The organism is Bradyrhizobium sp. LB8.2 (assembly GCF_040548035.1).
Lineage (GTDB): Bacteria > Pseudomonadota > Alphaproteobacteria > Rhizobiales > Xanthobacteraceae > Bradyrhizobium.
In genome coordinates, this window is record NZ_JBEPQV010000045.1 from 25,555 (window position 1) to 47,247 (window position 21,693).

A 21,693-nucleotide genomic window follows, 5' to 3' on the forward strand; every position below is an offset into this window, starting at 1 on the left:
AGAGCCGGCCGATTTGCCTCTTGCGCTTTCGGATGCGCGAGCGAATGCTGGCCCACAACAACAGAAAAGGGAGCGCCAGTCGATGTCGCCAGCGCAAGCGAATCCGTCTCCGACCACGGAATCCTACGACGTGATCGTCGTCGGCGCGGGCTTCGCCGGCATGTACATGCTGCACCGCTTGCGCGGGCTCGGTTTCTCGGCGCGAGTCTACGAGCAGGGCGGCGGCGTCGGCGGCACCTGGTACTGGAATCGCTATCCCGGTGCGCGTTGCGACGTCGAGAGCATGCAATATTCCTATTCGTTCTCGGAAGAACTCCAGCAGGAATGGGACTGGAGCGAGCGCTACGCATCGCAGCCGGAGATTTTGAAATACGTCGACCACGTCGCTGACCGGTTTGATCTGCGCCGGGACATCCAGTTCAACACCAACGTCGAGCGCGCGATGTTCGACGAACATGCGAGGTGCTGGGCGGTGACGACGTCCGACGGCAAAACGGTTCAGGCGCAATTCGTCGTGCTCGCGACCGGCTGTCTCTCGAATGCGCGCAAGCCCGACATCAAGGGTCTCGATAACTTCAAAGGTCCCGTCTATCACACCGGCAATTGGCCGCACGAAGACGTTGATTTCACCGGCTTGCGCGTCGGCCTGATCGGAACGGGATCGTCAGGCATTCAGTCGGCGCCCGTCATCGCCGAACAGGCAAAACATCTGACAGTGTTTCAGCGCACTGCGAATTTTTCCATTCCCGCCCGCAATGCCGCGTTGACCGACCAGGAGCGCAACACGTTCCGCAAGAATTATCCCGAGATCCGCCGCTTCGCCCGCGAAGTCGCGCGCAACGGTATTTTCGCCGAGCAGCCCGACCGCGGCGCGCTCGATGATAGCGACGATGTCAGGCGCGAAAAATACGCGGCGCGCTGGGAGCGCGGTGGTCTCACCTTCATGTATGCCTACAACAATCTCGGCCTCGCGCTGTCGGCGAACGACACCGCCGCGAATTTCGTCCGCGGCAAGATCGGCGAGATCGTGACGGATCCCGAGACGGCAAGGCTGCTGCAGCCGGATAGCCATCCGATCGGCACCAAGCGCATCTGCATCGACACCGATTATTTCGCGACCTTCAACCGGCCGAACGTCTCGCTGGTCGATATCAAGAGCAACCCGATCCAGGAGATCACGGCGAATGCCGTCCGTGTCGGAGGCGAGGACCACGAGGTCGACGCGCTCGTGCTCGCGACCGGCTTCGACGCCATGACCGGATCGGTCGCGAAGATCGACATCCGAGGTCCGGGCGGACAGACGCTGAACCGGAAATGGGCGGAAGGCCCCAAGACCTATCTCGGGTTGATGAGCGCCGGCTTTCCGAACCTCTTCATCATCACCGGCCCCGGCAGCCCCTCGGTGCTCTCGAACATGATCGTGTCGATCGAGCAGCATGCCGACTGGATCGCGGACAGCCTCGTCCACATGCGCAAGCAGGGCCTTGCCACGATGGAGGCGGATGGGGAAGCCGAGGACAAATGGGTCGCCCATGTCAACGAGGTCGCCCATGGCACGCTCTATCCGCAGGCCAATTCCTGGTACATGGGTGCCAACATCCCCGGCAAGCCGCGCATTTTCATGCCCTATATCGGCGGCGTCGGCGTCTACCGTCGTATCTGCGACGAGGTCGCGGCGAAGGGATATGAGGGGTTCGTGATGGAAGCCGAAGCCCGGCCGCGCAGGCTGGTGACGCGCTAGGCTGCATGCGGCCGGACTGAGGTCCGCGCCGGGCGCAGACCGGGCAGGCTTGTCATTCGCCATTTGCGCGCTAATTAATGCAGACGCATCTTCCCGCCGGAGAGCTTTGCATGACTGACGCCCCCGCCTACGTGCCGCCCAAGGTCTGGACCTGGAACAAGGAGAACGGCGGGCAGTTCGCCAGCATCAACCGCCCGATCGCCGGTCCCACGCATGACAAGGAGCTGCCGGTCGGCCGCCACCCCTTACAGCTCTATTCGCTGGCGACGCCGAACGGCGTCAAGGTCACCGTGATGCTGGAGGAGCTTCTGGCGCTCGGCCACAAGGGCGCGGAATACGACGCCTGGCTGATCAAGATCGGCAATGGTGACCAGTTCGGCAGCGGCTTTGTCGACATCAATCCGAATTCCAAAATCCCGGCGCTGATGGACCGCTCAGGCCCGGAGCCGATCCGGGTGTTCGAGTCCGGCTCGATCCTGCTTTATCTCGCGGAGAAGTTCGGCGCCTTCCTGCAGAAGGACATCAAGAGCCGTACCGAAGCGATGTCGTGGCTGTTCTGGCAGATGGGCAGCGCGCCCTATCTCGGCGGTGGCTTCGGCCACTTTTACGCCTACGCGCCGACCAAGATCGAATATGCCATCGACCGTTTTGCGATGGAGACCAAGCGCCAGCTCGACGTGCTCGACCGCCGGCTCGCCGACAATGAATATCTCGCCGGCAGCGAATACACCATCGCCGACATGGCGGTGTGGCCCTGGTATGGCGCGCTCGCCAAGGGGCTGGTCTATGGCGCGGGCGAATTCCTGTCCGTGCAGGACTACAAGCACGTGCAGCGCTGGACCGACCAGATCGCCAAGCGCCCGGCCGTCAAGCGCGGCCGCATGGTCAACCGCGTCTCCGGCGATCCCGCCAGCCAGCTCCACGAGCGGCATGATGCCGGCGATTTTGAGACCAAGACGCAGGACAAGATCGGCGAGGTGGCCGCGTCGTAGGTGGTGCTTGCTTCAACTCGCCCCGCTTGCGGCCCCAAGCGGGGAGAGGTCGGAATTCAATCTCGCTTGAATTCCGGGTGAGGGGGGGACTCTCCGCGAATCCAACTGTCACCGTCCTTGCGGAGAATCCCCCTCATCCCAACCTTCTCCCCGCAGGCGGGGAGAAGGGGAAGAAAGTTCACGCCATGCTCAGCTCGTGGCGTCCCACCACCATCCAGTGCACCTCGTCCGGACCGTCGGCGAAGCGGAGATGGCGGACGTCCTGGTACATTTCGGCGAGCGGGGTCCAGTGCGAGATGCCGGTGGCGCCGTGCATCTGGATCGACTGGTCGATGATCTTGCAGGCTCGCTCCGGCACCATGGCCTTGACCATGGAGACCCAGACGCGGGCTTCCTTGTTGCCGAGCACATCCATGGCCTTGGCGGCCTTCAAGACCATCAGCCGCATCGCCTCGATCTCGCAGCGCGCCTGCGCGATGATCTGCATGTTGCCGCCGAGATGGGCGATCTTCTTGCCGAAGGCTTCGCGGGTGAGGCCACGCTGCACCATCAAATCGAGCGCCTTCTCGGCCTTGCCGATGGTGCGCATGCAGTGATGGATGCGGCCCGGGCCGAGCCGAAGCTGCGAGATCTCGAAGCCGCGGCCTTCGCCGAGCAGAATGTTTTCCTTGGGCACGCGCACGTTGTTGAAGCGCATGTGCATGTGGCCGCGCGGCGCGTGGTCCTGGCCGAACACGTACATGGGGCCGAGCACTTCGACGCCGGGGGTGTCGCGCGGCACCAGGATCTGCGACTGCTGCTTGCTCGGCGCCGCATCCGGATTGGTCTTCACCATCACGATGAGGATCTTGCAGCGAGGATCGCCGACACCGGAGATGTAGTACTTCTCGCCGTTGATCACCCACTCGTCGCCGACGAGCTTTGCGTTCGTCGAGATGTTCTTGGCGTCGGAGGAGGCGACGTTCGGCTCGGTCATGACATAGGCCGAGCGGATCTCGCCGTTCATCAACGGCTTCAGCCACTTCTCCTTCTGCTCCTTGGTGCCGACGCGCTCCAGCACCTCCATGTTGCCGGTGTCCGGCGCCGAGCAGTTCATGCTCTCCGAGGCCAGCGGGCTCTTGCCGAGCTCGGATGCGATATAGGCGTAGTCGAGATTCTTCAGGCCTTGGCCGGTGTCGTCGTCGGGCAGGAAGAAGTTCCAGAGGCCTTCCTGCTTGGCCTTGTTCTTGGCTTTCTCCAGCACCTCGAGCTGCTTCGGCGTAAAGCTCCAGCGATCCTCTTTGCCTTCGCCGGCCTTGGCGAATTCGATCGACATCGGCTCGACGGTTTCGCGGATGAACTTCCTGACGTGATCATAGAGCGGCCGGACCTGGTCCGACATCCGGAGGTCGTTGAGCTCGTCGCCGGGGTTGAGGGTGTAATTGGTGGTGCGGGGAATATAGGCGTGTTTTGTCATTGTTCCTCCCGGACTCGCTGAGATCGTGCTGGAGCAGAGAATAGTCGCAGCGTCGCCAAAGTGCGAGCGCGCATTTTCCAACGCGAGCCATGCCACGCGATGGAATATCGCAATAGCGCTTCAAACACTGTTTGAGCGAGATCGGCATCGCGACGGCGACAGTCGGATGACCCGTCGGCTCGCAGATCTCCAGCAGCGATCTGAACATGTGGGTCGGTTGACGGGTCGCGGCACCGCAGCTCCTCTAGCCGATTCCGCACTGATTCCGCCTGTTCCCGGTGGCTATTGGGGCTTTTGCGTGCCGCTGTAACCGGCTAACCTCCGGCTCGCGCTAAGGGAGAGAGTACATGAGTTCTTCCGTTATACGCGAAGTGCAGTTTCCAAAGCAGCCGGCGCTGCAGTTGATCTACGATACGGCGCCGATCGGGCTTGCATATCTTTCGCCGGACTGCCGCTATTTGCAGATCAACCAGCGCCTCACCGAGATCTGCGGTATCTCGGTCGAAGGCCATCTCGGGCATACGGTGCGGGATTGCGTGCCCGGGCTCGCATCCGCCGTCGAGGGCATCGTTCGCTCCATCATGGAAACAGGCGAGCCGGTCACCGGGATCGAGGTTTACGGCCAGCGTCCCGGCTATAATGACGAACGCTGCTGGATCACCTATTGGCATCCGCAACGCGGCCCGAACGGTAACATTGTCGGCGTCAATGTCGCGGCAGAGGAGATCACCGAACGCAAGCGCAGCGAGCGAGAGATTCGCGGCGCGCGCGACGCGGCGGAGGCGGCGTTGCAACGCCTGAAAGAGGCTCAGGATTCGCTGGTCGAGGCGGAGAAGCTCGCAGCTCTCGGACGGTTGGTGGCTGGCGTGGCACACGAGATCAACAGTCCCGTCGGTACCAGCCTGACCGTCACCTCGGCGCTGGAGCGCAAGACGACAAAGTTTGCGGCGGAAGTCGCACGGGGCGGGCTGAAGCGATCGAGCCTGAATGAGTTCGTCGCGGTTGTTCAGACCGCATCACTGCATCTGGCCGACAATCTCGCGCGCGCCGCGGAATTGATCCAGGCATTCAAGCAGGTCGCTGTCGATCAAGGCTATCTTGAACGCCGCAGCTTCGATCCGGGCGAGCTGACGCGACAGGTTGTCGTGAGCCTACAGCAGGAATTGCGGAAGAACGCTTTGGCGCTCAATGTCGAATGCCAGCCCGATCTGGCAATGAACAGTTATCCCGGTCAATTCGCACAGGTGGTGACCAACCTGATTAAGAACGCGATGGTGCACGCGTTTCCGCATGGCAAGAGCGGTAGCATCAACATCGAGATTTGCGCGTGCGGCCGGGATGAAATTGAGATTGTCGTTTCTGATGATGGCTGCGGCATGAGCGCGGATCTGCGCCGGCAGGCGTTCAATCCGTTCTTCACGACGCGTCGCAGTCAAGGCTGCATCGGTCTCGGCCTGCACATCGTTCATAACATCGTCGTCAGTCGGCTGGGCGGGCGTATCAATCTCGAAAGCGAGCCAGACGAGGGGACACGAATTGGCGTGATCGTGCCGCGAGTTGCGCCCGTGCCACGCGATGCCTAGCGCGCCGGACACAGGCGAACGGAAGCGACGCCGTCCTTCGGATGGCTATCCTGGCTACGGCGACGCAGTGAGTGCTCCGCTCACACCATCCGATGCATCGCGCAGATCTTGTTGCCGTCGAGGTCGCGCAAATACGCAATATAGAGGTTGACGCCCGGGCCTTGTCGGACGCCGGGTGGATCTTCGCAAGGGATGCCGCCAGCGGCGACACCGGCGGCATGCCAGGCGTCGACCTGTTCCGGCGAATGGCAGGCGAACCCGATGGTGCCGCCATTCGCGCAAGTCGCCGCCTCGCCGTTGATCGGCTTCGTGACCGAGAACACGCCGGTCTTGGTGATGTAGAAGATGCGATGGCCGTCAACCCTGGCCGGCCGCACCTCGAGCGTGCTCAGCAAATTGTCGTAGAACGCCTTGGCCTTGTCGAGGTCGTTGGTGCCGATCATCACGTGGGAAAACATTTGCCCTGTCCCCTTTTGCGCTTACGAAATCAGACATTGTAGGGTTGGCAAAGCGCAGCGTGCCCACCACGACAAAAAACTCAAAACGCTGTATAGCCGCCGTCGATCACGAATGTATCCGCGGTGTGATAGGACGAGGCCTTGCTCATCAGATACACCGCGATGCCGCCGAAATCGCTGGCCTCGCCGAAGCGCCGCACCGGAATGCGCGGCATCACGTTGGCGACGAATTTTTCGTTGGCCATGATGCCGGCGGTCATGTCGCTCTTGATCCAGCCGGGCAGGATTGCATTCGCTGTGACGCCGTGGCGTGCCAGCTCGACGCCGAGCGCGCGCACCAGCGCGTTGATCGCGGCCTTGGTCGCCGCGTAATGCTCGTTACGCGCGGTGCCGAAGATCGAGGCCAGGCTCGAGGTCGCGACCAGCCGGCCAAAGGGCTCGCCGGCCTCGGCGCGCTGGGTCATGTGTCTTGCGGCAGCCTGGAACGCGTGGAAGACGCCGTCGAGATTGGTCGCAAACATCGTGCGCCATTCCTCCTCGGTGCGCTCGATGAAGGAGCGCCGGCCGCCGCCGCCGATGCCGGCATTGGCGAAGCAGCCGTCGACCCGGCCGAAAATGTCGAGCGTGGCCTTCATCGCGGCATTGACCGAGGCCGGGTCAGTGACGTCGCAGACCCGCGCGTCGACCTTGCCGGGCAGATCCGCAAGGCTCGCGGCAGCGCTTCTGTTCTTGTCAGGATTACGGCCCCAGATCGAGACGTTGCAGCCCTGGCCGGCGAGCGCCTGTGCGATGCCGAGTCCGATACCGCCATTGCCGCCGGTGATCACGGCCACGCGGCCCGAGAGGTCGAAAAGGTCCATGGCGCGTTTCCTGTTTTTGGCATGAGCGCATCAGCCGCTGCGCGCAAGATTGCTGGCTATGCTCTGATCACCATGGACAAGACCGCGCCAAAAATCAAATATGCGCCCCGGCAAGCAATTCCGGTCTGCGAAATTGACACAGGCCGCAACGTACGAGGAAACCATGCAGTTCAAACACGTCACGCTCGATCTCGATGGTTCGGTCGCGATCCTCAAGCTCGACCATCAGGAGGTGATGAACGCGGTCTCCGTGGACATGCTGGGCGGTCTCGCAGATGCGCTCGACGTGATCGAGGAGAAAAAGGACGAGGTGCGTTGCGTCGTGCTGACCGGCGCGGGCCGCGCATTCTGCACCGGCGCGAATCTCCAGGGCCGCAACAACCAGTCGAAGAAGACCAAGGCCGGCCTGACGCTGGAGACCGGCTTCCACCCGTTCCTGCGCCGCATCCGCAATCTGCATTGTCCTGTTGTCACCGCGGTCAATGGTCCGGCGGCCGGCGCCGGCATGAGCTTCGCGCTGCTCGGCGACATGATTTTGTGCGCGCGCTCGTCCTATTTCCTGCAAGCCTTCCGCCGTATCGGCCTCGTGCCGGATTGCGGCTCGACCTGGCTGCTGCCGCGGCTGATCGGCAAGGCCCGCTCGATCGAATTGTCGCTGATGGGTGAGCGGCTCCCGGCCGAGAAGGCGCTGGAATGGGGCCTCGTCAACCGCGTCTATGATGACGGCGTGCTGATGGAGGAGGCGATGAAGCTCGCGCATGAACTCGCCAACGGCCCGACGGTCGCACTGTCGCTGATCCGCAAGCTCTACTGGGACAGCCCGGAGAATTCCTTCGAAGATCAGCTCAATCTCGAATTCCAGTGCCAGCTCCGCGCCGGCGATACGCAGGACTTCCGTGAAGGCGTCGGTGCGTTCCTGGAGAAGCGCCCGGCGCAGTTCAAAGGCAAATGATCGAGGCCGAACTCTCCCGCAGCGTTCAGCGCTGGTACCCGGGCGCGACGGGTGTCGCCGGAGTAGCAAGGCTGTCCGGCGGCGCCAGTCAGGAAACCTGGCGCTTCGATATCGTACATCCGGATGGGTCGATCGGCGCGATTCTGCGCCGCGCACCGAACGGCTATGGTGCTGCACCGACGCGTGCAGCCGGCCTCGCTGCCGAAGCAACGCTGATGCAGCTCGCATTCGAGGCCGGTGTGCCGTCGCCGCGCGTCATGCATGTGCTGGTGCCGGACGACGATCTCGGCACCGGCTTCATCATGCAGCGGGTCGAGGGCGAGACCATCGCGCGCAAGATTCTTCGCGATGATCAATTCGCCGCGGCGCGACCGCGCCTCGCGCGGCAGATCGGCGGGGTGCTGGCCGGACTCCATAAGCTGCCCCTTTCGAAGCTGCCCGAGCTGCGGCACATGAGCGCCACGAAGGAGATCAGCGAGTTTGAGCGCGACTATCGCAGCCTGAACTGGCCGAAGCCCGTGTTCGAGCTGGCGCTGCGCTGGCTGCGCGACCACGACCCCGGCCCGTCCGCCGAAGAAACGCTGGTACACGGCGATTTCCGCAACGGCAATCTCATCATCGGTGCCGACGGCGTGCGCGCGGTGCTCGACTGGGAGCTCGCCCATCTCGGCGATCCCATGGAGGATCTCGGCTGGGTCTGCGTCAACTCATGGCGTTTTGGCGAGATCGACAAGCCCGTCGGCGGGTTTGGCTCGCGCGAGGAGCTGTTCGCCGGCTATGAGGCCGCGGGGCGCAAATGCGATCCTGAGCGGGTCAAGTTCTGGGAAGTGATGGGCACGCTGCGCTGGGGCATCATGTGCGGCGGCATGATGCAGCGGTTTCGCGAAGGCCCGGACCATTCGATGGAACGCGCCATGATCGGCCGCCGCGCCTCCGAGACCGAAATCGATCTGTTGCGGCTGCTCGCGCCGCGGGGGAGCTGACCATGCAGGACGAACCGATCCCGATCGAGCTGACCAAATCGGTCGCCGATTTCCTTCGCAACGACATCGCGCCGTTGATCTCCGGCCACCCCGCCTTCAAGCTGCGGGTCGCCGTCAACATCCTCGATCTCGTGACACGGCAGCTGACGCAGGGGGAGGGGAGCGATGCTGCGGAGGTCGAGCGGTTGCGCGCGCTGCTCGGCGCGGACGGCACGGTGACGGAGCTCAACCGCGCGCTAGCCGACCGTATCGCGAAAAGCGAGGTGGATCTCGCAACACCGGGGTTGGCCGAACACCTCTGGCAGACGACGATGGACAAGCTTGCGGTCGACCAGCCGAATTATGCATCCTATAAGCGCGAGCTGTCGCGAGGCGGCGGTTAGGTGCGATCCATCCTTCGTCATTGCGAGGAGCCCTTGCGACGAAGCAATCCAGACTGCCACGGCGGTGAGATTCTGGATTGCTTCGCTGCGCTCGCAATGACGGGGAGGGACCGTCTACTTCCCCACCCATTTCGGCGGCCGCTTCTCCGCAAACGCCTTCGGGCCCTCGATGTAGTCCTGTGACGCCGCCATCGCCTTCACCGCCGGATACTCCCGCTGCTCTTCGATCGCCTGCTCGAGCGACACGCCAAGCCCCTTCTGGATGGTCTGCTTCGACGCGCGGATCGACATCGGCGAATTCTTGGTGATCATCTCGGCCCAGCGCAGCGCGGCCGTCAGCGCCTCGCCCTGCGGCACCACCTCGTTGACGAAGCCGAGCTCGAGGCCTTCCTTGGCGCCGACATGGCGCGCAGTGAGGATCATGCCCATGGCGCGCTTCAAGCCGATCTGCCGCGGCAGCCGGTGCAGGCCGCCGGCGAGGGCGGCAAGGCCGACGCGTGGCTCGGGCAGGGCGAAGGTCGCATTCTCGGAGGCGATGATGAGATCGCAGGCAAGCGCGATCTCGAAACCACCGCCCATGGCGACACCGTTGACGGCGGCGATAATCGGCTTGTCGCAGTCGAAGCGCGCGGTGAGGCCGGCAAACCCGCCCTTGTCCCAGCCGCGCTTGCCACCTGCCGCCTGCCACTTCAGGTCGTTGCCGGCGCAGAACGCCTTGTCGCCGCTACCAGTGACGATCGCGACCCACTGCTCGGCATCGGCGCAGAAATCGTCGAACACCTTTTGGAGCTCGAAATGCGCATCGGTGTGCAGCGCGTTGTAGACCTCGGGCCGCGACAGCGTGACGATCGTGATCGGTCCCTTGCGTTCCACTTTGGAAAATTTCAGCTCCATGGTCGCTCCCGCATTTTCTGTGACAGAGAATTTGGCGCAGTGTAGCGCGCGGCGGCGCGTCAACACCATCGAATTGCGCAAGCGCGCCTTGCGCCTCTCACACGCCTCGGCTTGCTTGACTTGCGGACACTCTTCTCACCTTAATCGCGGGAAGAAAATCGCGCATAGCGCCTTAACGCAACACGAAAAAATCATCCGGGAGAGAACCGTGGATTTCTCATTGCCTGCCGACCTCGTCGCCTATCTCGGAGAGCTTGACCAATTCATCGAACGCGAGATCAAGCCGCTGGAGGAGGCCGACGACAACATCCGCTTCTTCGATCATCGCCGCGAATGGGCGCGCACCGATTTCGAAAATGGCGGCCTGCCGCGCCATGAATGGGAAGCGCTGCTGCGCAAGGCCAAGGATCTCGCGGACGCCGCCGGTCATCTGCGCTTTCCGGTGCCGAAGCAATATGGCGGCAAGGATGGCTCCAACCTCTGGATGGCCGTGATCCGCGAGCACTTTGCGGCGAAGGGGCTCGGCCTGCACAACGACCTCCAGAACGAGCATTCCATCGTCGGCAATTTTCCTGTCGCCACCATGCTCGACCGCTACGGCCGCGACGACCAGAAGGCGATGATCGACGGCTCGATCAAGGGCAAGTACCGCATCACCTTCGGGCTGACCGAGCCAAATCATGGCTCCGACGCCACCCACATGGAAACGCGCGCGGTGCCTGCGACCCGTGACAACGTCAAGGGCTGGATCATCAACGGCGAGAAGATGTGGACCACAGGTATGCATGTCGCCACGCACTGCGCGCTATTCGTGCGCACTAGCGGCAATGACGGCGATGCGCGCGGCATCACCTGCTTCCTGGTGCCGGCCAAGAGCTATGGCGTGAAGATCGAAGAGTACATGTGGACCTTCAACATGCCGACCGATCATCCCCGCGTCAGCTTCACCGACGTGTTCGTGCCCGAGGACGCGCTGTTCGGCGAGGTCGGTCGCGGCTTGTCGCTGGCGCAGTGCTTCGTGCACCAGAACCGAATCCGCCAGGCCGCGAGTTCGCTCGGAGCCGCCGTCTATTGCATCAACGAGAGCGTGAAGTATGCGCGCGAGCGAAAACCGTTCGGCAAGGCGCTGGCAGAAAACCAGGCGATCCAGTTCCCGCTGGTCGAGCTGGCGACCCAGGCCGAGATGCTGCGCCTGTTGATCCGCAAGACCGCCTGGGAGATGGACAAGCTCACCGAGGAGCAGATCGAGCGCACGCTCTCCGACCGGGTCTCGATGTGCAACTACTGGGCAAACCGCCTCGCTTGCGAATCCGCCGACCGCGCCATGCAGGTCCACGGCGGCATGGGCTATTCACGCCACAAGCCGTTCGAGCACATCTACCGCCACCACCGCCGCTACCGGATCACCGAGGGCAGCGAGGAAATCCAGATGCGGAAGGTGGCGGGATTCCTGTTCGGGTATATGGGGCCGGGAAAGCACTGATCGTCATTGCGAGCGGAGTGAAGCAATCCAGCTTCCTCGCTTCGCTCCTCGCACTGCCGATCAATTCACCCGCCGGTCCTTCGCCGCCCAATACGGCTCGCGCAATTGCCGCCGCAAGATCTTGCCGCTTGGATTTCGCGGCAGCGCCGGCAAAAACTCGACGCTCTTCGGCGTCTTGAACCCGGCGATGCGCTCGCGGGTGAAGTTGATGATGTCGATTTCGGTCGCCTGCTTGCCCGGCTTCATCACCACGACGGCCTTCACCGCCTCGCCCCATTTGTCGTCGGGTATGCCGATCACGGCAGCTTCTGCGACATCGGGACGATCGCACAGCGCGCTCTCGACGTCGGCGGGATAGATGTTTTCGCCGCCGGAGATGATCATGTCCTTGATGCGGTCCTGGATGTAGAGATAGCCGTCTTCGTCCATGTAGCCGGCGTCGCCGGTGCGCAGCCAGCCGTCGGAGCGCAACGTCGCGGCGGTCGCTTCCGGCAAATTCCAGTAGCCGGCCGTGTTGGAGCCCGAGCGCGTCGCGATCTCGCCGACTTCGCGCGGCGGCAGCGGCTTGCCGTCGACATCAAGGATGGCGATCTCGATGCCCGGCAGCGCCTTGCCGGCCGAGCGCATCCGCTCCAGTCCCTCGACGTGGTCTTCCGGCGGCAGCGCGACGATGGTGCCGGTGGTCTCGGTCATGCCGTACATCTGCACGAAGCCGCATTTGAAGATCTCGATGCACTCCTTCAGCAGCGTCGCGGGAATCGGGGAGGCACCATAGAGCATGTATTTCAGCCGCGAGAAATCGACCGTTTTCGCGCGTGGCTGCCGCACCACGAACTGCATCGCCGCGGGCACCATGAACAGCTTTGTGATGCCGGACTGTTCGAAGAAGTCCAAAACCCTGGTCGGATCGAACTCGCGCGCAATCACGCCGCGGGCGCCGTGATAGAGCCCCATCACGCCCCAGCCGGAGCCGCCGATGTGGAAGATCGGCATCGCGACCAGCGACACGTCGTCGGTCGACCACCGGTTCCACTCCGGCTTGTCCTCGGCATTGCCTGTTTGTACCAGGTTGAGGAAGTTGGCATGCGACAGCATCGCGCCCTTCGGCTTGCCCGTCGTGCCGGACGTATAGAGCTGGATCGCGATGTCCTTGGTGTCGATTGGTACTCCGGGATCGTCGCCGCTCCGTGCATCGCGCCAGGCTGTATAATCAGGCCATTCCGGCGCGCCGCCTTCGGTGGTGATCACGCTGCGCACGCCGGGCAACTGGTCCTTGATCTGGCGGACCTGGGTGATGAACTCGGGCCCGACGAACAGCACCGGCGCTTTGCAGTCACTAACGATGAAGGCAACCTCGGGGCCTGCGAGCCGCCAGTTCACCGGCGCCATCACCACGCCGGCCTTCATCGCGCCCATCAGCAGCTCGAAATAGATATCGCTGTTCTTGCCGAGATAGGCGATCCGCTCGCCCTTGTTCACACCCATCGCGATCAGCGCATTGGCGACGCGATTGGTCTTGACATCGAATTCGGCAAAGCTGGTGACGCGGCCCTCGAACTCGTAGGCGGTGGCGTTGCCGCGGCTCGTCGCGCGCTCGCGCACCATGTCGGCGAGATCAGTCAATGGCTGTGTGGTGGGCATGTTTCTCCCGTGACGTCTTGTTTTTATAGCGCGGAGTGTGGCGTCATCCGCCGGCAAAGACAAGATGGCGGGAGGGCAACCGCGATTTCGTGTCCCGGACGCGGCGCAGCACGAAGTGGTGCGGCGCTGAGCCGGGACCCATTCTGATTCAGCATGCTGCGAGAGATAGGCCCCGGCTCAGCAGCGCATCACGCCGCAAGTGCGGCGCGCTGCGCTGCGTCCGGGGCACGAGATCATCCTCTCTTCGCCCGGTCCTTCTCGTTCTGTGCCTTGATCGAGTCCCGCGCATTGGTCCAGTCGTCGTCGCTCCAGTCGCGGAGCTGGTAGAAATTGCCGCCCATTGCGAGCGCCTGGGCGCCGTCCATGGCAATCGTCTCGCCTGTGATCCAGTCGCAGCCGCCGGAAATCAAAAACACTGCGAGATTCTGCAGCTCCTCCATGGTGCCGACGCGGCCCATCGGGTTCATCGCCTTGGTGCGCGCGCCGGCCTCGTCACCGGGCTTGATGCGCTTGCTCATGCCTTCGGTCGGAATCTCGCCCGGCGCGATGGTGTTGAGGCGGATGCCGTATCTGCCCCATTCGGTGGCGAGCGACATCGTCATGGCGTGGATCGCCGACTTGCTCATCGCCGACGGCACCACGTAAGGCGAGCCGTTGCGCACCCAGGTCACGGTGATCGAGACGACGTTGCCGGGCTGCTTCAAAGCTATCCAGCGCTTGCCGACAGCATGCGTCACATAGAACGTGCCGTGCATGACGATGTTGGCGACCGCGTCGAAGCCGCGCGGCGAAAGTTCTTCGCTGCGCGAGATGAAATTGCCGGCCGCGTTGTTGATGAGATCGGTGAGGGGGCCATCGCGAAAGATGTTCTCGATCATCTCCTCGACCGCGAGCGCGTTGCGAATGTCGACGCCGTGGCTGGTGACGCGGCCGCCATACTGATCCATCAGCTCGGTCGCGGTCTCGTCGCAGACGATCTTGCGCCGGCCGCAGATGTGCACTTCGGCGCCGAGCTGAAGGAAGCGCGCTGCCATCGACTTGCCTAGCCCGGTCCCGCCGCCGGTCACGAGAATGCTCCGGCCGGCCAGAAGATTTTCCTTGAACATGGCTGTTTCCCTCGTAGGGATTGTCAGTTAATTGGTCGATTGACTAAATCCGGCCGCCGTCTTTCTGTAAAGCGGCACCGAACAAGAACAGGCAAGAACCAGGGGAGAATCATCCATGGAAGAGCGCGTCTCGATCTCGATCTCGGAAGGCGTCGCCGACGTCCGCCTGGTGCGCGCGGACAAGATGAATGCGCTGGATCAAGCCATGTTCGAGGCCCTTGTGGCCGCAACGGACCGGCTTTCAAAGGACAAGAGCGTACGCGTTGTCGTGTTATCCGGCGAGGGCCGCGCCTTCTGCGCCGGCCTTGATATGGGGCGTTTTGCCGCCATGAAGGAAAAGGGCGGCAACGGAATTCCGGGTGGCGAAAATCGCGATCTCACGGCGCGCACGTACGGCCAGGCGAACTTTGCGCAGCAGGCGGTGTGGGGCTGGCGCCAGCTTCCGGTCCCCGTGATCGCCGCGATCCAGGGCGTTGCCTTCGGCGGCGGCTTCCAGCTCGCGCTCGGTGCCGACATGCGCTTCCTCACCCCCGACGCACGGATGTCGGTGATGGAAATCAAATGGGGTCTGGTGCCCGACATGGCGGGCACGCCGATCCTGGCTTCGCTCGTGCGCGACGACATTTTGCGCGATCTCACCTACACCGGCCGCATCTTCTCCGCGCAGGAGGCGATGGCTTATGGTCTCGCCACGCGCATCTGCGACGACCCGCGCGCTGCCGCGCTCGAAGTCGCGCGCGAGATCGCCGGCAAGAGCCCCGATGCAATCCGCGCCGCAAAACGCCTGCTCAACAATCTCTCGGTCGATCCGGGCCCCGCGCTGCTCGCCGAGTCCGTCGAGCAGCAGAAGCTGATCGGCAGCGCGAACCAGACCGAAGCGGTGCGTGCCAATCTGGAGAAGCGCGCGCCGAAGTTTGCGGACTGAGGTAGACCTCATCCCGAGGAGCCGCGAAGCGGCGTCTCGAGGGATGGGCCACGAGGTCTCATGGTTAGAGACAGCGCTGCGCGCCTCCTCACCATGAGGGACAACGTCAAACATAAAGAAAAACAAATGAGCGAAACGTCAAATTTCCTCGGCATGGTCTCCGGCGAGCGCAGCCGCTCCCATGCCGAGGTCGCGAACCGCGCCGATCGCATCGCCGCCGGCCTCGCCATGATCGGCGTCAAGCAGGGCGATTGCGTCTGTATGCTGATGCGCAACGACATCGCCTTCCTCGAGGCCGCCTATGCCGCGATGCGGCTGGGCGCCTATGGTGTGCCGATCAACTGGCACTTCAAGTCGGAGGAGATCGACTACATCCTGAAGGATACTGGCACGTCCGTGCTGATCGGGCATGCCGACCTGCTGCACGGCTTGAGCGACGCCATTCCGAAAGGCGTCACCGTGCTCAGCGTGCCGACGCCGCCGGAGATCCTGTCCAACTACAAGATCGATCTCGATCATCTGAAGACGCCGGATTTCGCGATCGATTTCGAATCCTGGGTCGCGCAGCACCAGCCCTATGACGGCCCGATCGTGCCGCAGCCCATGAACATGATCTACACTTCGGGGACGACAGGCCATCCCAAGGGCGTACGACGCAACGCGCCGACGCCGGAACAGGCGGCGGCCGGCGAGCGCATGCGCGCGATGATCTACGGATTGAAGCCCGGCGCCCGCACGATCCTGCCGGGCCCGCTCTATCATTCCGCACCGAACTCGTTCGGCATCCGCGCCGGCAAGCTCGGCGGCGCGCTGGTGCTGATGCCGCGCTTCGAGCCCGAAGAATTTCTCGGACTGATCGAGCGTTACAAAATCGACACCATCTTCATGGTGCCGACCATGTTCATCCGCCTGATGAAGCTGCCGGAGGAGGTGCGCAAGAAATACGATGTCTCCTCGCTGCGCCACATCATCCACGCGGCAGCGCCATGCCCGGCGGACGTCAAGCGCGCCATGATCAAGTGGTGGGGGCCGGTGATCTACGAATTCTACGGCTCGACCGAATCCAGCGCCGTCACCTTCGCGACCTCCGAGGATGCGCTGAGGAAGCCCGGCACCGTCGGCAAGATTTCGCCGGGCGCCGAACTGCGCTTCATCGGCGATGACGGCCGCGTGCTGGGCGTGGGCGAGATCGGCGAGATCTACTCACGCATGGCCGGGACGGCCGACTTCACCTATCACAACAAGCCGGAGAAGCGCGCCGAGATCGATCGGGACGGCTTCATCACCTCGGGCGACGTCGGCTATATCGACGAAGAGGGCTACGTCTTCATCTGCGACCGCAAGCGCGACATGGTGATCTCGGGCGGCGTCAACATCTATCCGGCCGAGATCGAATCCGTGCTGCATGCCGTGCCCGGCGTGCATGATTGCGCGGTGTTCGGCATCCCCGATGCCGAGTTCGGCGAGGCGTTGATGGCCGTGGTCGAGCCGCAGGCGGGCATCACGCTGGACGCCGGCGACATTCGTAAGCGCCTGAAGGCGTCGCTCGCGGATTACAAAGTCCCAAAACACATCGAGATCCGCGCCGGACTGCCGCGCGAAGATTCCGGCAAGATCTTCAAGCGCCGCCTGCGCGATCCCTATTGGGAGCAGGCGGGGCGGAAGATCTAGCGGCTACAAGAATGGCCAACGACCTGAGTGGCGTCACGGACCACCGGTCATGCTATACTAACGGGATCATCGACCTCCGGATCATCCCATGGCCCCTGTTTCCATCCTGCTCAACCTGCTCTGGATTCTCATCGGCGGCGCCTGGATGGCGGTCGGCTGGCTGATCGCTGCCGTTATCATGGCCATCACCATCATCGGCCTGCCGTGGGCGCGGGCGGCGTTCAACATCGCCGTCTACACGCTGCTGCCGTTCGGTTCGAAGGCGGTCAGCCGCGACGAGGTCACCGGAATGAGCGATATCGGCACCGGCCCGCTCGGGGTGATCGGCAACATCATCTGGTTTCTGCTGGCCGGCTGGTGGCTGGCGCTCGGCCATGTCCTCACCGCCCTGGCCCTCGCGATCACCATCATCGGCATTCCCTTCGCCTGGGCCCATTTGAAGCTCGCGGGCATCGCGCTCTGGCCGATCGGCAAGGTGATCGTGCCGGCTTAAGGCGTGGACCCGTCAATGTCGGCCTCCGGCTGCAGAGCGGAAGTCGCCCGGCTTTGGGTAGGGCTATCGCATTTGAGGCGCCTCCCCGCGGCCCATCCTTCGAGACGCCCGCCGTTGGCGGGCCCTCAGGATGAGGGGGGAACACGTGGTTGCAGTTTCAACGAAACCCGACGTAGCTCAGCCTCATCCTGAGGAGACCGCGAAGCGGTCGTCTCGAAGGACGAGGCGCTTGCTCAGCTCATAGCTCGTAGAATGGGTAGAGCGAAACCCATCAATCCGTCCGCCGATGACGAAGGATGATGGGTTTTCGCAAGGGCTCAGCCCACTCTACTGGCGGGAATCATGGCAGGCGCGATTCGCAACAGTTAGCGGCTATCCGGCCGGCTTAGGGTCCGGTCTGATGATCCGTGCATCGTCGCCCCATCTAGCGAGGCGGGGTGCGCTCAATTGCCTTCCGCACACAATTCCCCGCGTTGCCCGACGGGCAAAACACGCTGCATGCAGGTCAAGGGTGGCGCTCCCAAATATTCTGATTGACCGAATTCATCTCTTCGGGTAAACCGCAAGACATCCCGGCCCGCCAAAAGGGCGTTTCGCGATCGTCACGATACGTGAGCCGGAATGCGATGGACGCGGCAGCGCCGGCGCGTGACGAGGTGGCAGGGCGGGCTACGCCTGTGAGCCATCGCGCTCTGCGCGAACGACCCGGCACGGTCACAGCGTTTCTTTTCGGCTTCGGTGGCGAGCACGCGCGAGCTTCCGGATGTCCGGGGAGGGACGTCCGCGGACGGCAAAAGCGTGTGGTCCTGACGCCCGGGGTCTGTGCGTCAAGGCTTGCGGTGATGTGCGGCCCGACCGGGTGCGCGCATCGATCATCCGCAAGGCGACGGGGGCAATAGTGCATCGCTCCCCGGGGAGAGCGCGCCATAAGCCGTAAAACCATTGCGCAGGGAAGGCCGGGATGTCCCGGCATCACCTGTGGGTCACCCCGCGTGCGTTTTTCGCGTGCGGACCCTGGGTGCCAGCCGGCGCCCGGCCTTCCCTGCGCCCTTTCTTCTCGATGAGGGCGAAACGGACAGCAAAACTCGGGCGCCTGCGCCGCGAGGCCGCGGATATGCGCGCGCCCGCCAGCGACGCGCACGATGATCGGTGACGTTGCCGCGCCTCCCCCAACTTCATCTTGCGCTGCGGCAAAAAACTTGCACACTCGTCGCCACCGGGGAGCCACAGGGTGCTCTAGAAGCGGAGCCAGCCATGTCCCTCCAGACCGTACGATCCGACGCCACCGATCTTCGCCCCAACCGCCCTGAGGACGTCCAGGCGCTGGAGGCGGATACGCAGCTGCGCGACGACATCCGCCTGCTCGGGCGCATCCTGGGCGATACCGTTCGCGACCAAGAGGGGGCCGAATTGTTCGACCTGGTCGAGCGTATCAGGCAGACCTCGATCCGGTTTCACCGCGACGAGGACCGGCTGGCCCGCCGCGAGCTCGAGCAGATCCTCGACAGCATGTCGACCTCGGAGACCGTGCGGATCGTCCGCGCCTTCAGCTATTTCTCCCACCTCGCCAACATCGCCGAGGACCAGAACAACATCCGCCAGATGCGCGCCGGCAAGGGTGGCGGCTCCGGCGTGCTGGCCGAGACGCTCGCCCATGCCAGGGCGGCGGGCATCGGTGCCGATGCACTACGCAACTTCTTCAAGAGCGCGCTCGTCAGCCCGGTGCTGACCGCGCATCCGACCGAGGTCCGCCGCAAGAGCACCATGGACCGCGAGATGGAGGTCGCAGCCCTGCTCGACCGCCGCGAGCGCGTCGCGCTGACCGCCGATGAGGCCGCCGCCAGCGACGAGCAGCTCCGCCGCGAGGTGCTGACGCTGTGGCAGACCAATTTGCTGCGCCGGACCAAGCTCACGGTGCTCGACGAGGTCGCCAACGGCTTGTCGTTCTACGATTACACCTTCCTGCGCGAGGTGCCGCGGCTGGTCAACGCGCTGGAGGACCGGCTGGAGGAGGGCGGCGAGCAGGTCGCCGGCGAGCTCGCCTCGTTCCTGCGGATGGGAAGCTGGATCGGCGGCGACCGCGACGGCAATCCCTTCGTCACCGCCGACGTGATGCGCGGCACGCTGCGGCTGCAGTCGAGCCGCGTCATGCAGTTCTATCTCGAAGAGCTGCATGTGCTCGGCTCGGAGCTGTCGATCGCCGCGCATCTCGCCGACGTCTCCGAGGAGCTGCGGACGCTGGCCGAACGCTCGCCCGATACCTCGCCGCACCGGAGCGGCGAGCCCTATCGCCTCTCAGTGTCAGGCATCTATGCGCGGTTGACAGCCACGGCCGAAAAGCTCGAGGTCGAGATCACGCGCCGGCCGGTGGGCAAGGGCGCGCCGTATGACAGCGTCAGGGAGCTCAAGGCCGATCTCGACGTGCTGCACCGCTCGCTGATCTCCAACAACGCCCGCGTCATCGCCCGCGGCCGGCTGCGGCTGCTGCGCCGCGCGGTGGACTGTTTTGGCTTCCATCTGGCGCGGCTCGATATCCGCCAGAACTCGGCGGTGCACGAGCGCACCATCGCCGAGCTGATGGACGCCGCCAACCCCGGCATGTCCTACCTCGCGCTTGGCGAGGAGGCGCGCATCTCGCTGCTCACCAACGAGCTGCGCTCAACGCGCTCGCTGGTGTCGCCGTTCGTCAAGTACAGCGACGAGACGATGGGCGAGCTCAATGTGTTCCATGCCGCCGCGGAGGCGCATGCGAAGTTCGGCTCGGACGCCATTCCCCAATGCATCATCTCGATGTGCAAGGGCATGTCCGACATGCTCGAGGTCGCGGTGCTGCTCAAGGAGGTCGGCCTCGTCCATCCCTCCGGGCGCAGCGCGATCAACGTCGTGCCGCTGTTCGAGACCATCGAGGATTTGCAGGCGTCATCCAGCATCATGGACCGCATGCTGTCGCTGCACGATTACCGACGGCTGGTGGACAGCCGCGGCAGCGTGCAGGAGGTCATGCTCGGCTATTCCGACTCCAACAAGGATGGCGGCTTCGTCACCTCGGGCTGGGAGCTCTACAAGGCCGAGATCGGCCTCGTCGACGTGTTCGAGCGCCACGGCGTGCGGCTGCGCCTGTTCCACGGTCGCGGCGGCTCGGTCGGCCGCGGCGGCGGTCCGAGCTATGATGCCATCATCGCCCAGCCCGGCGGCGCCGTGAACGGCCAGATCCGCATCACCGAGCAGGGCGAGATCATCTCGTCAAAGTATTCCAACGCCGAAGTCGGCCGCAACAATTTGGAAATCCTTGCCGCGGCGACGCTGGAAGCAAGCCTGTTGCATCCGCGCCAGAGCGCGCCGCGCCGCGAATATCTGACCGCGATGGACGAGCTTTCAAGTCTCGCCTTCAAGGCCTATCGCGGTCTCGTCTACGAGACCGACGGCTTCGTCGACTACTTCTGGGCATCAACCGTCATCAACGAGATCGCGACCCTCAACATCGGCAGTCGCCCGGCCTCGCGCAAGAAGACCCGCGCGATCGAGGATTTGCGGGCGATCCCCTGGGTGTTCTCGTGGGCGCAATGCCGCCTGATGCTGCCGGGCTGGTACGGTTTTGGCAGCGCGGTCGAGCAGTGGATCGCGGAGCATCCCGACAAGGGCATGCCGTTCCTCAAAGAGCTCTACCGGGAATGGCCGTTCTTCCGCATGCTGTTGTCGAACATGGACATGGTGCTTGCGAAAAGCTCGATCGCGATCGCCTCGCGCTATGCCGAGCTCGTGCCGGATGAAGCCCTGCGCGAAAAGATCTTCGGTCGCATCCGCCGCGAATGGCATTCCTGCATCGAGACCCTCTTGGACATCATGGGCCAGGACCGTCTGCTCCAGGGCAATCCGCTGCTGGAGCGCTCGGTGCGCCACCGCTTCCCCTATCTCGATCCGCTCAACCATGTGCAGGTCGAGCTGCTGAAAGAGCACCGCGCGCAGAACCCGGACGAGCAGGTGCTGCGCGGGATTCAGCTGACGATCAACGGGATTTCGGCGGGATTGAGAAATACGGGTTGATGAGGGCGAGTAGCGAACAGATGCGTGT

General features: G+C 63.7%; 17 protein-coding genes. 11 read left to right on the plus strand and 6 right to left on the minus strand.

Translation table 11 applies throughout. The features are described 5' to 3' along the window. The first annotated feature begins 82 nt into the window (after positions 1-82). Entirely contained in the window at positions 83-1,741 is a 1,659-nt protein-coding gene (locus tag ABIB06_RS35470) for a flavin-containing monooxygenase (protein WP_354053041.1), read from the plus strand. A gap of 110 nt (positions 1,742-1,851) precedes the next feature. Next, the gene (gene yghU, locus ABIB06_RS35475) at positions 1,852-2,733 is read left to right on the plus strand and encodes a glutathione-dependent disulfide-bond oxidoreductase (protein ID WP_354053042.1); all 882 of its coding nucleotides are present in this window, start codon (positions 1,852-1,854) and stop codon (positions 2,731-2,733) included. Positions 2,734-2,911: 178 nt separating this feature from the next. Here the strand turns inward: yghU and ABIB06_RS35480 are convergent, their stop codons facing one another. Beyond that, positions 2,912-4,189, minus strand: coding sequence for an acyl-CoA dehydrogenase family protein (locus ABIB06_RS35480; protein WP_354053043.1), 1,278 nt, complete (start codon positions 4,187-4,189; stop codon positions 2,912-2,914). A gap of 347 nt (positions 4,190-4,536) precedes the next feature. Between ABIB06_RS35480 and ABIB06_RS35485 the strand changes: the two genes are divergently transcribed. Further along, complete coding sequence (locus ABIB06_RS35485; RefSeq protein ID WP_354070083.1) at positions 4,537-5,772, plus strand: ATP-binding protein; 1,236 nt, start codon at positions 4,537-4,539, stop codon at positions 5,770-5,772. An 80-nt stretch (positions 5,773-5,852) separates the two neighbouring features. Here ABIB06_RS35485 and ABIB06_RS35490 read toward each other — a convergent pair whose 3' ends face one another. Beyond that, positions 5,853-6,230, minus strand: coding sequence for a VOC family protein (locus tag ABIB06_RS35490; RefSeq protein ID WP_354053045.1), 378 nt, complete (start codon positions 6,228-6,230; stop codon positions 5,853-5,855). Positions 6,231-6,310: 80 nt separating this feature from the next. Continuing rightward, entirely contained in the window at positions 6,311-7,090 is a 780-nt protein-coding gene (locus ABIB06_RS35495; RefSeq protein WP_354053046.1) for an SDR family NAD(P)-dependent oxidoreductase, read from the minus strand. Positions 7,091-7,253: 163 nt separating this feature from the next. On the opposite strand from ABIB06_RS35495, the gene ABIB06_RS35500 reads away from it, so the two are divergent. Genes ABIB06_RS35500 through ABIB06_RS35510 form a run of 3 tightly spaced genes read left to right on the plus strand, consistent with a single transcriptional unit; the run spans position 7,254 to position 9,408 of the window. After that, positions 7,254-8,042: an enoyl-CoA hydratase/isomerase gene (locus ABIB06_RS35500; protein WP_354053047.1), complete on the plus strand. Its 789-nt coding sequence runs from the start codon at positions 7,254-7,256 to the stop codon at positions 8,040-8,042. Next, positions 8,039-9,025, plus strand: a complete 987-nt coding sequence (locus ABIB06_RS35505; protein WP_354053048.1) for a phosphotransferase family protein — start codon at positions 8,039-8,041, stop codon at positions 9,023-9,025. Before ABIB06_RS35500 ends, ABIB06_RS35505 begins: the two co-directional genes overlap by 4 nt. 2 nt (positions 9,026-9,027) lie before the next feature. Further along, positions 9,028-9,408: a DUF6285 domain-containing protein gene (locus ABIB06_RS35510; protein WP_354070081.1), complete on the plus strand. Its 381-nt coding sequence runs from the start codon at positions 9,028-9,030 to the stop codon at positions 9,406-9,408. Between the two features lie 114 nt (positions 9,409-9,522). On the opposite strand, the gene ABIB06_RS35515 is transcribed toward ABIB06_RS35510, so the two are convergent. Next, positions 9,523-10,302, minus strand: a complete 780-nt coding sequence (locus ABIB06_RS35515; RefSeq protein ID WP_354053049.1) for an enoyl-CoA hydratase-related protein — start codon at positions 10,300-10,302, stop codon at positions 9,523-9,525. 208 nt (positions 10,303-10,510) lie between these two features. On the opposite strand from ABIB06_RS35515, the gene ABIB06_RS35520 reads away from it, so the two are divergent. Next, positions 10,511-11,785: an acyl-CoA dehydrogenase family protein gene (locus ABIB06_RS35520; protein ID WP_354053050.1), complete on the plus strand. Its 1,275-nt coding sequence runs from the start codon at positions 10,511-10,513 to the stop codon at positions 11,783-11,785. Between the two features lie 60 nt (positions 11,786-11,845). On the opposite strand, the gene ABIB06_RS35525 is transcribed toward ABIB06_RS35520, so the two are convergent. Further along, positions 11,846-13,426, minus strand: coding sequence for a fatty acid--CoA ligase (locus ABIB06_RS35525; protein WP_354053051.1), 1,581 nt, complete (start codon positions 13,424-13,426; stop codon positions 11,846-11,848). A 233-nt stretch (positions 13,427-13,659) separates the two neighbouring features. Further along, positions 13,660-14,532 carry an SDR family oxidoreductase gene (locus tag ABIB06_RS35530; protein WP_247349789.1) on the minus strand — a complete coding sequence of 291 codons (873 nt, stop codon included), beginning with the start codon at positions 14,530-14,532 and terminating at the stop codon, positions 13,660-13,662. A 115-nt stretch (positions 14,533-14,647) separates the two neighbouring features. Between ABIB06_RS35530 and ABIB06_RS35535 the strand changes: the two genes are divergently transcribed. The 4 genes from ABIB06_RS35535 to ppc all read left to right on the plus strand — a co-directional run bounded on the left by ABIB06_RS35535 (position 14,648) and on the right by ppc (position 21,665). Continuing rightward, positions 14,648-15,457: a crotonase/enoyl-CoA hydratase family protein gene (locus tag ABIB06_RS35535; RefSeq protein ID WP_247349790.1), complete on the plus strand. Its 810-nt coding sequence runs from the start codon at positions 14,648-14,650 to the stop codon at positions 15,455-15,457. Positions 15,458-15,583: 126 nt separating this feature from the next. Further along, entirely contained in the window at positions 15,584-17,128 is a 1,545-nt protein-coding gene (locus ABIB06_RS35540) for an acyl-CoA synthetase (protein WP_354053052.1), read from the plus strand. Positions 17,129-17,216: 88 nt separating this feature from the next. Beyond that, positions 17,217-17,621 (plus strand): YccF domain-containing protein, encoded by a 405-nt coding sequence (locus ABIB06_RS35545; protein WP_247349792.1) that lies wholly within the window; start codon positions 17,217-17,219, stop codon positions 17,619-17,621. A gap of 1,254 nt (positions 17,622-18,875) precedes the next feature. Beyond that, complete coding sequence (gene ppc / locus ABIB06_RS35550; RefSeq protein ID WP_354053053.1) at positions 18,876-21,665, plus strand: phosphoenolpyruvate carboxylase; 2,790 nt, start codon at positions 18,876-18,878, stop codon at positions 21,663-21,665. Positions 21,666-21,693: the final 28 nt, after the last annotated feature.

Excerpts from the sequence above, each read along its gene's own strand:
- ABIB06_RS35470 (WP_354053041.1), top strand. The coding sequence starts at position 83 with ATGTCGCCAGCGCAAGCGAATCCGTCTCCGACCACGGAATCCTACGAC.
- yghU (WP_354053042.1), top strand. The coding sequence starts at position 1,852 with ATGACTGACGCCCCCGCCTACGTGCCGCCCAAGGTCTGGACCTGGAAC.
- ABIB06_RS35480 (WP_354053043.1), bottom strand. The coding sequence starts at position 4,189 with ATGACAAAACACGCCTATATTCCCCGCACCACCAATTACACCCTCAAC.
- ABIB06_RS35485 (WP_354070083.1), top strand. The coding sequence starts at position 4,537 with ATGAGTTCTTCCGTTATACGCGAAGTGCAGTTTCCAAAGCAGCCGGCG.
- ABIB06_RS35490 (WP_354053045.1), bottom strand. The coding sequence starts at position 6,230 with ATGTTTTCCCACGTGATGATCGGCACCAACGACCTCGACAAGGCCAAG.
- ABIB06_RS35495 (WP_354053046.1), bottom strand. The coding sequence starts at position 7,090 with ATGGACCTTTTCGACCTCTCGGGCCGCGTGGCCGTGATCACCGGCGGC.
- ABIB06_RS35500 (WP_354053047.1), top strand. The coding sequence starts at position 7,254 with ATGCAGTTCAAACACGTCACGCTCGATCTCGATGGTTCGGTCGCGATC.
- ABIB06_RS35505 (WP_354053048.1), top strand. The coding sequence starts at position 8,039 with ATGATCGAGGCCGAACTCTCCCGCAGCGTTCAGCGCTGGTACCCGGGC.
- ABIB06_RS35510 (WP_354070081.1), top strand. The coding sequence starts at position 9,028 with ATGCAGGACGAACCGATCCCGATCGAGCTGACCAAATCGGTCGCCGAT.
- ABIB06_RS35515 (WP_354053049.1), bottom strand. The coding sequence starts at position 10,302 with ATGGAGCTGAAATTTTCCAAAGTGGAACGCAAGGGACCGATCACGATC.
- ABIB06_RS35525 (WP_354053051.1), bottom strand. The coding sequence starts at position 13,426 with ATGCCCACCACACAGCCATTGACTGATCTCGCCGACATGGTGCGCGAG.
- ABIB06_RS35530 (WP_247349789.1), bottom strand. The coding sequence starts at position 14,532 with ATGTTCAAGGAAAATCTTCTGGCCGGCCGGAGCATTCTCGTGACCGGC.
- ABIB06_RS35535 (WP_247349790.1), top strand. The coding sequence starts at position 14,648 with ATGGAAGAGCGCGTCTCGATCTCGATCTCGGAAGGCGTCGCCGACGTC.
- ABIB06_RS35540 (WP_354053052.1), top strand. The coding sequence starts at position 15,584 with ATGAGCGAAACGTCAAATTTCCTCGGCATGGTCTCCGGCGAGCGCAGC.
- ABIB06_RS35545 (WP_247349792.1), top strand. The coding sequence starts at position 17,217 with ATGGCCCCTGTTTCCATCCTGCTCAACCTGCTCTGGATTCTCATCGGC.
- ppc (WP_354053053.1), top strand. The coding sequence starts at position 18,876 with ATGTCCCTCCAGACCGTACGATCCGACGCCACCGATCTTCGCCCCAAC.